At 58.4% G+C, this 13,852-nt stretch carries 11 protein-coding genes; 7 read left to right on the plus strand and 4 right to left on the minus strand.

Annotated elements, in window-relative coordinates:
- Window positions 1-49: 49 nt before the first annotated feature.
- Window positions 50-1,339, plus strand: coding sequence for a phosphodiester glycosidase family protein (locus Q7L55_04605; GenBank protein MDO8731840.1), 1,290 nt, complete (start codon window positions 50-52; stop codon window positions 1,337-1,339).
- On the opposite strand, the gene Q7L55_04610 is transcribed toward Q7L55_04605, so the two are convergent.
- Both Q7L55_04610 and glnA read right to left on the minus strand, forming a co-directional pair.
- A complete protein-coding gene (locus Q7L55_04610) occupies window positions 1,324-4,335 on the minus strand; it encodes a bifunctional [glutamine synthetase] adenylyltransferase/[glutamine synthetase]-adenylyl-L-tyrosine phosphorylase (GenBank protein MDO8731841.1) in 3,012 nt (1,003 codons plus the stop codon). The genes Q7L55_04605 and Q7L55_04610 overlap by 16 nt on opposite strands.
- Window positions 4,336-4,370: 35 nt before the next feature.
- Complete coding sequence (gene glnA / locus Q7L55_04615) at window positions 4,371-5,708, minus strand: type I glutamate--ammonia ligase (protein MDO8731842.1); 1,338 nt, start codon at window positions 5,706-5,708, stop codon at window positions 4,371-4,373.
- Window positions 5,709-5,832: 124 nt separating this feature from the next.
- On the opposite strand from glnA, the gene Q7L55_04620 reads away from it, so the two are divergent.
- Window positions 5,833-7,548 carry an NAD+ synthase gene (locus Q7L55_04620; protein MDO8731843.1) on the plus strand — a complete coding sequence of 572 codons (1,716 nt, stop codon included), beginning with the start codon at window positions 5,833-5,835 and terminating at the stop codon, window positions 7,546-7,548.
- Window positions 7,549-7,557: 9 nt separating this feature from the next.
- Here the strand turns inward: Q7L55_04620 and Q7L55_04625 are convergent, their stop codons facing one another.
- On the minus strand, window positions 7,558-9,237 hold the full coding sequence (locus Q7L55_04625; protein ID MDO8731844.1) for an MFS transporter: 1,680 nt from the start codon (window positions 9,235-9,237) through the stop codon (window positions 7,558-7,560).
- A 120-nt stretch (window positions 9,238-9,357) separates the two neighbouring features.
- On the opposite strand from Q7L55_04625, the gene panB reads away from it, so the two are divergent.
- Complete coding sequence (panB, locus tag Q7L55_04630; protein MDO8731845.1) at window positions 9,358-10,194, plus strand: 3-methyl-2-oxobutanoate hydroxymethyltransferase; 837 nt, start codon at window positions 9,358-9,360, stop codon at window positions 10,192-10,194.
- On the opposite strand, the gene npdG is transcribed toward panB, so the two are convergent.
- Window positions 10,191-10,889 carry an NADPH-dependent F420 reductase gene (gene npdG, locus Q7L55_04635; protein ID MDO8731846.1) on the minus strand — a complete coding sequence of 233 codons (699 nt, stop codon included), beginning with the start codon at window positions 10,887-10,889 and terminating at the stop codon, window positions 10,191-10,193. The genes panB and npdG overlap by 4 nt on opposite strands.
- A 149-nt stretch (window positions 10,890-11,038) precedes the next feature.
- On the opposite strand from npdG, the gene Q7L55_04640 reads away from it, so the two are divergent.
- The 4 genes from Q7L55_04640 to Q7L55_04655 all read left to right on the plus strand — a co-directional run bounded on the left by Q7L55_04640 (window position 11,039) and on the right by Q7L55_04655 (window position 13,844).
- Complete coding sequence (locus Q7L55_04640; GenBank protein ID MDO8731847.1) at window positions 11,039-11,452, plus strand: hypothetical protein; 414 nt, start codon at window positions 11,039-11,041, stop codon at window positions 11,450-11,452.
- Window positions 11,453-11,656: 204 nt separating this feature from the next.
- On the plus strand, window positions 11,657-12,520 hold the full coding sequence (gene map / locus Q7L55_04645) for a type I methionyl aminopeptidase (protein MDO8731848.1): 864 nt from the start codon (window positions 11,657-11,659) through the stop codon (window positions 12,518-12,520).
- Complete coding sequence (locus Q7L55_04650; protein MDO8731849.1) at window positions 12,517-13,317, plus strand: ROK family protein; 801 nt, start codon at window positions 12,517-12,519, stop codon at window positions 13,315-13,317. Before map ends, Q7L55_04650 begins: the two co-directional genes overlap by 4 nt.
- A gap of 68 nt (window positions 13,318-13,385) precedes the next feature.
- On the plus strand, window positions 13,386-13,844 hold the full coding sequence (locus Q7L55_04655; protein ID MDO8731850.1) for a MarR family transcriptional regulator: 459 nt from the start codon (window positions 13,386-13,388) through the stop codon (window positions 13,842-13,844).
- The last annotated feature ends 8 nt before the right edge of the window (window positions 13,845-13,852 follow it).

Below are 13,852 nucleotides of genomic sequence, written 5' to 3' on the forward strand. Positions count from 1 at the left end.
AGCAAAGGGGTGGCATGGTCGTGTGCGCTAGCCACACTGGAGCCTAGACATGCGCACGGTCATCAAGCGAACCTCACTCATTCTTGCTGCCCTACTGGTCGCGGCATTGGTATTTGTCGGTTGGTCCATTTACAGCGCGATGGACCAGAGACCCGGCGAACCATTTCAAGTCGTAGCTGCAACGTGGATGCGCGACCATCACATGGGCGCCGTGGTTGCGCGCATGGAGGACTTCTACTACCAGTACATCAACAAACCTGAAGTCGGCGGAAGGCCAAAGATCTCTGCGAGTTTTGGCCCGGGTGAGGTGACACCACCACCAAGCCCAGCTGCTTCGCCATCACCAAGTGCATCGATCCCATCCACGCCCTCCCCGAGCCCAACATCGAGTTCTCCAGCCTCCGCTCTACCGACCACCCCTCCTGACTTCAACTTCTCCCCTGGACCAAGACCCACGACTGACCCGGGTGCAGTCACCCACCTCAGCCCCCCAGTTGATCTCATTTCGCCCGTTGCCGTTCCCGAGCCATTGGAAGGTGTCTGGCAAGGCGTCGGCAGCAAGGTTGATGGGCAGCACGCGGTGTATGTCACGCGCGTGCGCACTGACAATGTCCACACCAGTTATTACGCGACGGCAATGTGGCTGGACACCTCACTTCTGAACTCAATGTTCGTGCCGGGATATGAAGAGCCCAAGGGCGGAGCAAATCCATTCAACGGAGCACTGCCGCAAGAGCTCTGGCCCCTCGTGATGGCCAACACCAATGGTGCATTCCGACTCGAGGACACGCGTGCCGGATATTGGTACGACGGCCAGATGGTCCATCCTCTGGAAAAGGGCCGCGCCTCAGCGGTCTTCTATCGCGACGGGCAAGTCTTCATCGGCAGATGGGGGAGAAATCTCAGCTTGACTCCGGACATGATCGCCGTGCGGCAGAACTTGGATTTGATCGTTGATCACGGTCAGTCAAAGGTCAACGGACCCGAGTACAACGTCAACTGGGGTGCCACAACGGACAAGGAGAATCTTGCGTGGCGGGCGGGCATGGGCCAACGCGCTGACGGCAGTCTGGTGTATGTCGTTGGCCAAGCACTGTCAGCTCAGAGCCTCGCAGACACTTTGGTTGCAACTGGAGTGCAGCGAGCGATGGTGCTCGACATGAATGAGTACTGGTCGGCCGGCTTCTTCTTCAATCACCAGCGAGATGGCGATCCCATTTGTCACAAGCTCGACCCGGACACATCTGGTCCTTGCGATCGATTCCTGCATTCCTTCGCTCGGGACAGCTTCCAGTTTCTCGCGGCGTATCCACTGACCAAGCGTCACCCCGCGTCGTAGAAGACTCGCTCCATAACATTGCGCGCGCGACGGGTGATGCGCTGGTAGTCCTCCAGCACTCGGCCGGAGTCCTCTGGCGAGTAGCCGAGCACATATGCAATCCCCCGCAGTTCACGAATATCAGTTGGGACAAGATCGGAGGCATGCGCTCGCACCAACATCACAGCGTCACGAATGCGCGCGGCGAACTGCCAGGCCGTGCGCAAGTAGTCGACATCTTCGCGAAGGATGAGCCCGGCCTGGCAGGCAGCTTCGAGGGCTTCCAATGTTCGAGTGGTGCGAAGACCGGGAACTGCGTAGGCGTGCTGCAACTGCAGCAGTTGCGCTACCCATTCAACATCGCTGAGGCCACCGCGGCCGAGTTTGGTGTGCAGATTCGGGTCCGCGCCGCGAGGAAGTCGTTCTGACTCCATGCGCGCCTTCAGCCGTCTGATTTCGCGCACCTGATCTGGTTCCAGGCCCGCAGCCGGATAGCGCAGCGGAGCGATGATCCCTTCGAAGCGAGCACCGAGTTCAGCATCGCCAGCAACGAACACTGCGCGAAGCAAGGCTTGCGATTCCCATCCCGCCGACCATCGCGCGTAATAGGCCGCGTACGAATCAAGACTGCGTACCAACGGTCCCTGTCTGCCTTCGGGACGCAGATCAGCGTCAATCACCAGTTGCGGGTCGTTGCTCTGCGCCATCAATCGCTTGCGCATGTCATTGGCCACCTGAAATGCAAGCCGGCCGGCAGTCTCTGGATCAGCGCCCTCATGTGGGTCATAGACAAACATGACATCCACATCACTACCCAGTCCCAGTTCATGCCCACCAAATCGTCCCATCGCGATCACCGAAAAGGCGAAGGGCAAGGGGGCTTGGAATTCGGTGGCTACGACACTGAGCGAGACCCCAAGGGCGCCAACAAGAGTTGCAGCAGAGACGTCCGTCAATGCTAGTTCCACTGCATCGACGTCACTGAGGTGCAACAGCTGGGCCGCCGAAATTCGAAAGAGCTCACGCCGACGCAGCGCTCGAACAGCAGCTACCGCCCGGTCTGGCTCGTCATATCTGCCGATGGCGGCCTGCACTTCGGCAATGAGGTTCGCGCGTGAGCGCGGTCTGAGCTCCTGATCATCAACCAGCATGGCGACACTGTCAGGGGCACGAAGCAACAGATCAGTTGCATAACGACTGCTCGCCAGGAGTTGTGCCATCCGCTCCGCGGCCACCGACTCGTCTCGCAACAGACCCAGATACCAATGGGTAGAGCCCAGCGCTTCGCTCACTCGACGAAATCCGAGCAATCCACCGTCTGGCTCTGGTGCGTTTGCGAACCAGCCCAAGAGAACGGGCAACAAGGTGCGCTGAATTGAAGCTCGGCGGCTGACACCGACAGTGAGTGCCTCGATGTGGCGCAAAGCGCCGGGTGGGTCTTGGTAGCCCAGTACGCGCAGTCGTTCTTCCGCGGCTTGAGGCGTGAGCCGGGCTGAGCCGGCATCAAGGCGAGCCACCGCCAGTAGCAATGGCCGATAGAACAGCTTCTCGTGCAGCCTTCGCACCTCGAGTGCATGACGCTTCCAGACGGCGACGAGCTCATTTACAGGATCACTGCGGTAGCCCATCGACCTCCCCAGGCGGCGAAGTTCCATGTCGGTGTCGGGCATGGTGTGCGTGCGACGCAGTCGGAACAGTTGGATGCGATGTTCAAGAGTGCGAAGGAAGGAATAGGCCTCGCCGAGAGTTGAAGCATCAGCTCTGCCGACATATCCCCACGTCGCCAGGGATTCCAGCGCTTCCAGCGTTGTTCGGCTCCGGATGAGGACGTCACTTCGGCCATGCACGAGCTGGAGCAGTTGCACAGCAAACTCCACATCCCGAAGGCCACCGGGAGCAAGTTTGAGTTCACGCGCTCCGATCCGGCTAGGGATATTCGCCTCGACACGGCGACGCATAGCTTGGGCGTCCTCGACAAAGCCTTCGTGTTCAACTGCGCTCCAGACAAAGGGAGCTACGGCTTCCACATAGCGCTCGCCGAGCACCTGATCTCCCGCTGCATATCTGGCCTTCAAAAGAGCCTGGAACTCCCATGTCTTCGCCCAGCGCTCGTAGTAGTCCACATGCGAGTCAATCGTGCGCACCAAGGCTCCCTGTCTGCCTTCAGGTCGCAGATTCGGATCAACCTCCCAGATGCGTCCCTCCTGAGTGGTCTCATTGCAGGCGCGCATAAGTCCAGTTGCGAGCAAGGTGGCCGTTCGCAAGGCCGCATCTTCATCACCATCGATTGATTCCGCAACGAAGATGACGTCGACATCGCTGACGTAGTTGAGTTCGCGACCACCACACTTGCCCATTCCGATGACTGCGAATCGACAATCAGCGAACTCGGCAGGCACGCCCGCTCGAGCGATCGCCACACCTGCCTCAAGTACAGCGTCGGCCAGGTCGGACAACCATGTCGCAACCAACTTCATCGGTGCCAGCTGCGAGAGATCACGACTTGCGATACCCAAGAGTTCACGACGATACGCGATGCGCAATGCGTCCAGGGTCGCTGTTGAGTCATCGCGAGATGGTGCGAGCTCATTATTCGCATCTGCGCCAACAGCAGTGAGCAAGCGGGACCGCACTTCTGTCGCGATTGGTGTGCGAGCCAGGGCTTCCCCATCCATCAGCACCTCAACCTGCTTTGGATGCCGCACGAGGAAATCGCCGAGAGCTTCGGACATCCCGAGAACATCCAGCAGCCGACCGCGGAAGTCCTGATCCGATCGAAACAGGGACTTGGCCCGCGCATCGCAGCATTCAAAGAAGCGCTCAAGCATTCTGAGTGCAAGGTCTGGGTCAGCAACACCGCTCAGGCTCGCCAACAGATCCAGGTCGGGTCCATCAAGGACAAGCGCGACGGCTGGACGCTGAAGGATCTGCTCAGCTCGATCGACATCGACAATGCCGAGGCGAACTAGGCGACTGGCCGGCGAAGAGTGGCGTCCGCTACCTACCCCCTCGCTCATGGAAACCATTCAACCGTGAGAGCTGGATACCGGAGCTACAGACGGGGCAAGTACTGGTCAAGCTCCCATTGGCTTACCTGTCCGCGGTAGTTATCCCATTCGGCCTTCTTGTTACGCAGGAAGAAGTCGAAGACATGCTCGCCAAGGGTCTCGGCCACCAGTTCTGAGCGTTCCATTACCTCAAGTGCTTGGCCCAGGCTTGCGGGCAGGGCCTTCATCCCCAGCGCCCTGCGCTCTGACTCGGTCAGTGCCCAGACATCCTCTTCTGCACCTGCAGGTAACTCGTAACCCTCTTCTATGCCCTTCAAGCCGGCAGCCAGGATGACTGCGTAGGCGAGGTAGGGGTTGGCCGCACTATCAAGGGCGCGGTACTCAATGCGGGTGCTGTTGCCCTTGGAGGGCTTGTACATCGGCACACGGATCAAGGCAGAACTGTTGTTGTGCCCCCAGCAAGCCCAGGCCGGGGCCTCCGCGCCACCGAGTAGGCGCTTATAGGAGTTCACCCACTGATTCGTGACAGCCGTGATCTCTGGCGCGTGCTGCAACAAACCAGCGATGAAGGCGCGACCAAGCTTCGAGAGCTGCAGAGGGGCTCCAGCTTCGTAGAAGACATTGCGGTCACCCTCGAACAGCGAAAGATGCGTGTGCATTCCAGAACCGGGGTGCTGGGTGAACGGCTTGGGCATGAATGTTGCGAACATCCCTTGCTCCAGCGCAACCTCCTGCATGACCAGACGGAAGGTCATGAGGTTGTCCGACGTGGTCAGCGCATCGGCATACCGAAGATCGATCTCCTGCTGCCCAGGTCCGCCCTCGTGATGTGAGAACTCAACTGAGATGCCCATCTGCTCAAGCATCATGATCGCCTGGCGGCGGAAATCCGCGGACTGTCCGTGCGGAGTGTTATCGAAGTAGCCGTAAGAGTCAGCAGGCTCAGGAAGCTCACCAAGCTTGTGTCGACCTTGCAGCAGGTAGAACTCAACCTCAGGATGCACGTAGAAAGTGAAACCGAGATCGGCAGCGCGAGTCAGCGTTCGCTTGAGAACAAAGCGCGGATCGGCGTACGAGGCGCTGCCATCGGGCATCTGGATGTCGCAGAACAATCGCGCAGCACCAGGGCCTTCACTTCGCCAAGGCAGCAGTGAGAAAGTGCCCGGATCTGGCTTGGCGATCATGTCGGATTCGTAAACGCGCGTGAAGCCTTCAATCGCCGAGCCGTCAAAGCCGATGCCTTCAGCAAACGCGCCTTCCAGTTCCGCCGGAGCAATTGCAACCGACTTCAGTGTGCCGAGCACATCGGTGAACCAGAGACGAACGAATCGAATATCTCGCTCCTCGATCGTGCGCAGCACAAATTCGGCCTGCTTATCCATGTGGCGTTGACCTCCCGATAACGCACGCCCGTCTCGAACAGACTGTACGTGGTCCCATTTTGCCCCTTGAAGTGTTACAGGCGTATGACATGAAGCCTGGACAATGGGTCGATACCCTCAGTGAATGCCCACTTTGCGACTCGCCCTTGCTCAGGCAAACGCCACGGTTGGGGACCTCGAGGGCAATTCTCAGAAGATCTTGGATATGGCTGTCCAAGCGGGCGCTGCCGGCGCTCATCTCATCGCCTTTCCGGAAATGATGCTCACGGGATACCCAGTTGAGGATCTGGCCCTTCGTCCGTCCTATCAACATGCGTCCATTTCTGCACTTGACCGTCTGGCTGGCGATCTCGTTTCCGCCGGGCTGGGTGAACTGGTCACGGTCGTGGGATATCTCGATTGCGTTGACACCGGTCCTTCACATGCCCAAGTCTCCTCGCCGGTCAATGCCGCAGCCGTACTTCACCAAGGCCGCATCGTGGCGCGTTACATCAAGCACCACCTTCCCAACTACGGGGTCTTCGACGAAGCTCGGTATTTTCTGCCTGGAACCACTCCAACGCATCTGCGCATCGGCGGCACGACCATCACTCTGGCTATTTGCGAGGATCTGTGGCGCACTGGTGGTCCGGTCGAATGGGCGCGTGAAGTCTCGTCCTCGCTCTTGCTCGTGCTGAATGCATCTCCATACGAACGTAACAAGACCGACGTGCGCAGGACACTCTGCAGCGAGCGCGCAATCGAGGCAGGCTGCGCCGTCGCTTACGTGAATCTGGTCGGTGGCCAGGATGAACTTGTCTTCGATGGCGATTCGCTGGTTGTGAATGCCAAGGGCAAAGTTGTCGCCCGTGGCGCACAATTCGTGGAAGAGCTCGTCATTGTTGATCTGGCAATGCCCGAATCGCAGATCCATGACGATGTCACCCAACTCGCCGGTCAACTGAATACCGAAGAGCCAGCTGAAACTGGCGAGATCCGCGAACGTCTGCCGGAGTTTGACGAGATCTACTCAGCGTTGGTTTGCGGCCTCGCAGACTACGTGAACAAGAACCATTTCAAGAGTGTGATCCTGGGTTTGAGCGGAGGCATTGACTCTGCGCTTGTCGCCGCCCTTGCATGCGATGCCATCGGCGCAGATCGGGTGTACGCCGTATCCATGCCGAGCGTGTATTCGTCAGAACATTCCAAGGATGACGCGGCGGATATGGCAGAACGCACCGGATTACACCTGCGCACTGTTCCGATTGCTCCCATGGTGGACGCATTCATGGGCTCACTGCACTTGACTGGGCTTGCCGAAGAAAACTTGCAAGCACGAGTGCGCGGAACGACGCTGATGGGCATCTCCAACCAGGAGGGCCACCTAGTGTTGACCACTGGCAATAAGAGCGAGCTGTCAGTTGGCTACTCAACGCTGTATGGCGACAGTGTTGGTGGCTTCGCTCCGATCAAGGATGTTCCCAAGATGCTGGTGTGGGAGTTGTCCCGCTGGCGCAATGCGAATGCGGCCGAACTCGGCCAGACTCCGCCTATCCCACCGAGCAGCATTGAAAAGCCGCCGAGCGCTGAACTGCGTCCAGATCAAAAGGACTCTGATTCCCTTCCCGACTACCCAGTTCTTGATGCGCTGCTGGAGGGCTATGTGGCTTCCGACCACGGCTCAGCGCAGTTGATTGACGCTGGATTTGACCCGGCCATGGTCGATCGCATCATCCGATTGACAGATGGTGCTGAGTACAAGCGTCGGCAATCCCCGCCAGGCACCAAGATCTCCCTGCGTGCCTTCGGCCGGGATCGGCGCCTGCCGATCACCAATGCCTGGCGCGAGGGTCGTTCCTGACTACTCCGGCTATTCGGTCTGCTCGTACTCCTGAGCGGCCTCCGCGGCGTATGCAGCGCCCTCTTCCTTGACGAGCTCGTCCATCGGATCCACCGGCGGTCCGACCGGTGCTGCGCCCTGCGTGGGCGGGGTGATCATCGGCAGCCCGAAGCCCACCAAGAGCGCAGCGATTACCACGATGGTGAGTGACAGGAAGGTAGTGATGTGCGACGCAGAGAGATAGGCATCAAAGGCACTGTTCTGGAACTGTGTGACCAGTGAGGCCGGCAATCCCTGAAGGTGCCCGATGACTGCGAGCGTGGCAGGCAAGGACTCCGACGCAGCCTCCTGCACAGGTGCTGGCACAGGCACGGGGGAAGCTGCGAACACGGCATCCAGATTCAGGGCATAGCGCGTGGCAAGCACGGTGCCAACGATGGCCACGCCTAATGCGCCACCGACCTGACGCACAGCGTTCTGCACTGCTGAACCCGCACCAACCTTGCTCAGCGGCAGAACGTTCTGCAGCAAAGTAGACGCAGGAGCGATGACATTTCCCATGCCGAAGCCGAAGATGAAGAAGACGATGAGTGCCATCCAGATCGGTGTGTCCACTCGAATCAACAGCAAGCCGATCAAGGCGATCACCACAAGAACCAGGCCGGTCGTCATCACCCTGCGATAGCCGAAACGGATGACCATGCCACCGCTTCGCGGGGCGGCAAGCAGCTGACCGACTGCGAAAGGCAGAAAGCACAGCCCAGCAGCAAGGGTGTCCATTCCGCGGATCAGCTGGAAGTAGAACGGCAAGGTGAAGGTGATGCCTGACATCGCGAAGAAGGTCAAGGTCACCGCTGAGAGGGCGATGGAATAGCCGCGGTTCTTGAACAGGCTCATGTCGAAGCTCGCGTGATCACTGCGGATCTCCAGAATCACGAAGACGGCCAGGATGATCGTGCCGAGCACGATCGGCACCAGCACAGGCGCCACCAGCCAGGCCTTGGTCTCAGACGCATGCACGATGCCGTAGACCAGCAGGAACATGCCCGTCGCTGAGATCAGCAGGCCGGGGACGTCCAACTTGCCCGCATGCGGATTCTTCGTTTCGGGGACGATCCTCCAGATGAAGAACAGGCCGACAATCACGATCGGCACATTGATGAGGAATACCGAACCAAACTGATTGCCGATCAGCCACTCGGTCCAATGTGGGTTCTTCAGAAGGATGCCGCCGAGCACCGGACCAAGAGCGATGGCCGCGCCAACGCCACCGGCCCACATGCCGATTGCCTTGCCACGCTCGTGCGGAGGAAAGACAACGGTGATGATCGCCAAGGTCGTTGGCATGACCGCCGCGCCGCCGATGCCCATAACGGCCCGCCAACCGATCAGCATGCCTCCACTCGTGGAGAAGGCACACACCAATGAGGCCGCTCCGAATACGAACATGCCAGCCATCAGTACGAGCTTTCGTCCGTATTTGTCGCCTAAGACACCCATCGTGAACAGCAATGCGGCGAAGGTCAGGATGTAGGAGTCAATGGCCCAGACAAGTTCCCCCTGGCTGGCATTGAGATCACGCTGGATCGTGGGCAGCGCAATGTTCAAGATTGTGTTGTCCAGGACCACGACGAGAAGGCTCACAACAAGTACTGCGAGGATCGGCCATCTGCGTGGGTGGCCCTCCCCTGAAGTCACCCAGGAATCCATGCAGTGCCCCATTTCTTATCTGTAAAGACCTGACACTATGGGTTGGTCCAAACGGCCTGGCTGTGTCATGATTTATCTGTCCGGGGACTGCGCCCGCAGCCTCGAGATAGGAGCCCTTAGATGGACGTCTCGTCCTCAACCTTGTATGGCTGTGTCAGTAACCGACGTTTCACCATGCGCGACCTGCAAGCTGCGACCAATCGCGGCGAGCGCTGGGCCATGATCACCGCATACGACGCCCTCACTGCTGGCATCTTCGAGACCGCGGGCATCCCCGCCATTCTCGTTGGCGATTCAGCTGCCTCTGTTGTGTACGGGCACACCACTACTCTTCCCGTCACCGTTGATGACCTCCTTCCATTGGTGCAGGGAGTCGTCCGCGGTACGAGCCAGGCTTTGGTCATCGCTGACATGCCTTTTGGTTCGTATCAGGCATCTCCTGCACAAGCACTCGACACAGCAGCACGCTTCATGAAAGAAGGCGGCGCTCACGCAGTCAAACTTGAAGGCGGCGCTGCAGTACTGCCCCAAATTGAACTGCTCGCAAACGCCGGCATCCCAGTGATCGGACATCTCGGACTCACGCCGCAGTCCGTCAACTTGTTCGGCGGCTACCGAGTGCAAGGTCGCGGCGAACAAGGCGAACTGCTCATGCAGGATGCCAAGGCAATGGAATCTGCCGGAGCCGCAGGACTCGTGCTTGAAGTTGTGCCCAGCTCACTTGCAACCAAGGTCAGCGAAATCCTCACTATCCCGACAATCGGCATCGGTGCCGGCGCCAATACCGATGCTCAGGTCATCGTGTGGCAGGACCTTCTTGGCCTGACAGCAGATCCCGCGCCGAAGTTCGTGCGGCGTTACGCCGATCTGCGCACAGTGATGACAGACGCAGTGCGCGCCTGGGCAACGGACGTGTACACCGGCGAGTACCCAGCTGAGGAACACTCGTACAACTAGTCGACGTCGGTGACGCGAATACCTGAGTGGGCCTTGTACCGACGATTGATCGAGATTAAATTCGCAGTAAAGGTCTCAATCTGTCCGCAATTGCGCAAACGCCCTGCGTAGATACCACGAATCCCGGAAATACGTGTGGCGAGTTCTTGCACGAGGTCGGTGGCCTCTCGATCATCGCCGACGACCAAGACATCGGTATCGATGGTGGCAACATCTGGATCGAGCAATAGAACTGCCGAAATATGGTGAAAGGCCCCAACAACTCGACTCTCAGCGAGAATCGAAGCCGCTTGCTGCGCTGCCGATCCTTCTGGCACCGGCAATGCAAAGGCGCCCTGCTTGTCGAACCCAAGTGGATTGACACAATCCACAACGATCTTGCCAGCGAGTTGAGTAACTAAACCCTGAAGTAGTTGCGCGTGACCATCCCACGGCACAGCGACGATCACGACATCTGATTGCGATGCACAGTCTTCATTTGACCGACCAAGAATTCCGCTGCCAATCTCATCCGCAATGCCTTGCGCACGAGCCGCATCGCGCGAACCGATGATCACTTGCTGTCCTGACATTGCAAGTCTGCGCGCAAGCCCACGACCTTGCTCACCAGTGCCACCAAGCACTCCGATGGTCAATGTTGAAACATCAAGTTGTTGTTGCACGTCACTGTGTGCAGCAGTTGAGTCTGTTGTCATGACGTTGGATCATGCCAGAAATACAAAGAACGTTTTGACACGATTGCACTTGTGAATGTGTATGTACTAGAGATTTATGCAATGCTCTGTCAGAGTTTTCATTGAAGGACTCCGCTAGGGATGCAGAGTCCGACTACACAGGAGGCACAGTGGCAGTCGCAAAGAAGGCAGTGAAGAAGGCTCCGGCCCGCAAGACTGCAGCGAAGAAGGCAGTCAAGAAGGCTCCGGCCCGCAAGACCGCAGCAAAGCGCGTTGCAAAGAAGGCTCCGGTTCGCAAGACCGCAGCAAAGAAGGCAGTCAAGAAGGCTCCGGTTCGCAAGACCGCAGCGAAGAAGGCAGTGAAGAAGGCTCCGGTTCGCAAGACCGCAGCAAAGCGCACCGTCAAGAAGGCAGTCAAGAAGACTGCGGCGAAGCGCACCGTGAAGAAGGCAGTCAAGAAGACCGCCGTCAAGCGCACCGCGAAGAAGGCAGTCAAGAGGGCTCCAGCCAAGAAGGCTCCGGCCCGCAAGACTGCAGCGAAGCGCGTTGCAAAGAAGGCGCCAGCACGTAAGGCTGCACGCTAGACACAACCGTCAGAACATCAATAAGGCCCGCACCTTTCGGTGCGGGCCTTATTGATTCCTAAAGAATGAACGCTTAGCCATCATCTCCATCGAACTGCATTGCTATCGCGCGCAGTGGCCATCGCCGCATGGGCCTCAGCCCGCGTCGCGTACGGACCCATGACTAATCCCGTCTTCGAGGTAGCGGAACCTAGACTGCTCCCTATGTCAACGGTTATTCCACCCGCGCCGGTGCGCCCGGGTCGTGTCACTGCAAAGCGTGCAGTTCCGCAGAGCATTGTCCGACCCGAATATGTCGGCAAGCCTGGTCCCGCACAGTTCACCGGTTCAGAGGTTAAGGATGCCGAGACGATCGAGTTGATGCGTATCTCTGGACACCTCGGTGCGCAGACTCTTGCCGAAGTCGGCCGCAACATTCGCCCGGGCATCACCACTGACGCTCTAGATGCCATCGCGCATGAATTCATCTGCGATCACGGCGCCTACCCATCACCACTTGAGTACAAGGGATTTCCAAAATCGATCTGCACCTCCGTCAACGAGGTCATCTGCCACGGCATTCCAGACACCACGGAGCTGCGCGAAGGAGACATCTGCAATATCGATGTCACTGTCTTCATCGGTGGAGTCCACGGCGACACCAATGCGACCTTTCCCGTTGGCGAGGTTTCTGAGGAAGCCGCATTGCTGATTGAGCGCACTCACGAGGCCATGAACCGGGCAATCAAGGCTGTCGCACCCGGTCGACCAATCAATGTCATCGGTCGCGTCATCGAGAGTTACGCGAAGAGATTCGACTACGGCGTGATCCGCGACTTCACAGGCCACGGAATTGGGACGACATTTCATTCCGGCTTGGTGATCCCGCATTACGACGATCCGAACGCAGATCTGATTATGGCTTCGGGCATGACCTTCACTATCGAGCCGATGATCTCTCTTGGTACCTACGACTACGAGATCTGGAACGATGGTTGGACTGTGGTCACCGCCGATCGCAAACTGACAGCACAATTCGAACACACTGTCCTTGTCACAAATGACGGAGTAGAGGTACTGACCAAATGACGACCATCCCGACCATTCCGAGCAACCCTTGGCCGGCGGTCACGAACCCATGGCCAACTGATGTGCACACCCTCGCGCTCGACATTGGTGGCACCGGGTTCAAGGCTTCGGTTCTTGACGAGAACGGCGCGATGGTCGTCGACGAAGTGCGTGTGGCCACTCCATATCCGTGCACTCCCGAGATCTTCCTCTCAACCGTCCTGGAATTGGTCAAGCCTCTTCCCCCAGCCCATCGCGTCACCGTTGGCTTTCCAGGCCTGATCCGCAATGGCCTCGTGCTCGAGGTGCCTTCGCTCTCGCGTCGGGTTCGCAATGGCGAGCGAGATAAGCAACTGGCCAAGACCTGGACGGGCTTTGATCTACGCACCGCAATTGCCACCGCAATGAGCCTTCCAACAAAGGTCGCCAACGATGCCGACGTCCAGGGCTGCGCAGTTGTCCAAGGCAAGGGCCTGGAATTCGTGTTGACTCTTGGAACCGGCGTTGGCACCTCGCTGTTTCAAGATGGTCAACTCCTCCCCCATCTTGAGCTCTCGCACGGCCCCTACGACGACACGATGACGATCGATATCGCGATCGGTGATTTCCAGCTTCGGCACATAGGTGTGGATGCCTGGCTGATCAAAGTGCGAAAGGCGATCGGCTATTTCGATGCGATGATCACTTTTGATCACCTCTATGTAGGTGGAGGCAATGCCCGCCTCCTCATCGACGCCGACACCGGCCCCAAGGGCTCCCTGGTTTCCAATGAGAACGGAATCCTTGGTGGAATCCGCATCTGGGAACTTGACGCATAAACACAAATAGCTGCGATTGAACGGCATATGAAGTTTCGATTTCAACTATTTCGGCGTATCATTGCTTCATGACCCAATGGCTCACTGCAGAGCAACAGCAGTCTTGGCGTGCGTGGATCCAAGCGACCACTCTCCTGCCCGAATACCTGGGTCGGGATCTCCAATGTGAGAGCGGATTGACCCTGCCTGACTATGAAATTCTGGTGCGGCTCTCTGAATCGCCCGACCGCCGCATTCGCATGAGCGAATTGGCTGAACGCACTCTGGCTTCCCGTAGTCGCCTCTCGCATCAGGTCGATCGCATGGAGAAAGCGGGCTTGGTCAGCCGCGAATCCTGCGCCGATGACCGACGCGGCTCCTTCGCCGTGCTCACCGACCAGGGCTGGCAATGTCTGGTTGCCGCTGCCCCGACCCACGTCAATAGTGTGCGCAATCATCTCGTGGACGTCCTGACTCCCGAGGAGTTCGAAGCCCTCGGACGTATGTGCGCAAAGGTGAACGAACACCTGCAAACACTGACCCAATGATCACTAGA

The organism is Actinomycetota bacterium, from assembly GCA_030650795.1.
GTDB lineage: Bacteria > Actinomycetota > Actinomycetes > S36-B12 > S36-B12 > UBA11398.

Excerpts from the sequence above, each read along its gene's own strand:
- Q7L55_04655 (MDO8731850.1), top strand. The coding sequence starts at position 13,386 with ATGACCCAATGGCTCACTGCAGAGCAACAGCAGTCTTGGCGTGCGTGG.
- map (MDO8731848.1), top strand. The coding sequence starts at position 11,657 with ATGTCAACGGTTATTCCACCCGCGCCGGTGCGCCCGGGTCGTGTCACT.
- Q7L55_04650 (MDO8731849.1), top strand. The coding sequence starts at position 12,517 with ATGACGACCATCCCGACCATTCCGAGCAACCCTTGGCCGGCGGTCACG.
- Q7L55_04610 (MDO8731841.1), bottom strand. The coding sequence starts at position 4,335 with ATGAGCGAGGGGGTAGGTAGCGGACGCCACTCTTCGCCGGCCAGTCGC.
- glnA (MDO8731842.1), bottom strand. The coding sequence starts at position 5,708 with ATGGATAAGCAGGCCGAATTTGTGCTGCGCACGATCGAGGAGCGAGAT.
- Q7L55_04605 (MDO8731840.1), top strand. The coding sequence starts at position 50 with ATGCGCACGGTCATCAAGCGAACCTCACTCATTCTTGCTGCCCTACTG.
- panB (MDO8731845.1), top strand. The coding sequence starts at position 9,358 with ATGGACGTCTCGTCCTCAACCTTGTATGGCTGTGTCAGTAACCGACGT.
- Q7L55_04620 (MDO8731843.1), top strand. The coding sequence starts at position 5,833 with ATGCCCACTTTGCGACTCGCCCTTGCTCAGGCAAACGCCACGGTTGGG.
- Q7L55_04625 (MDO8731844.1), bottom strand. The coding sequence starts at position 9,237 with ATGGATTCCTGGGTGACTTCAGGGGAGGGCCACCCACGCAGATGGCCG.
- npdG (MDO8731846.1), bottom strand. The coding sequence starts at position 10,889 with ATGACAACAGACTCAACTGCTGCACACAGTGACGTGCAACAACAACTT.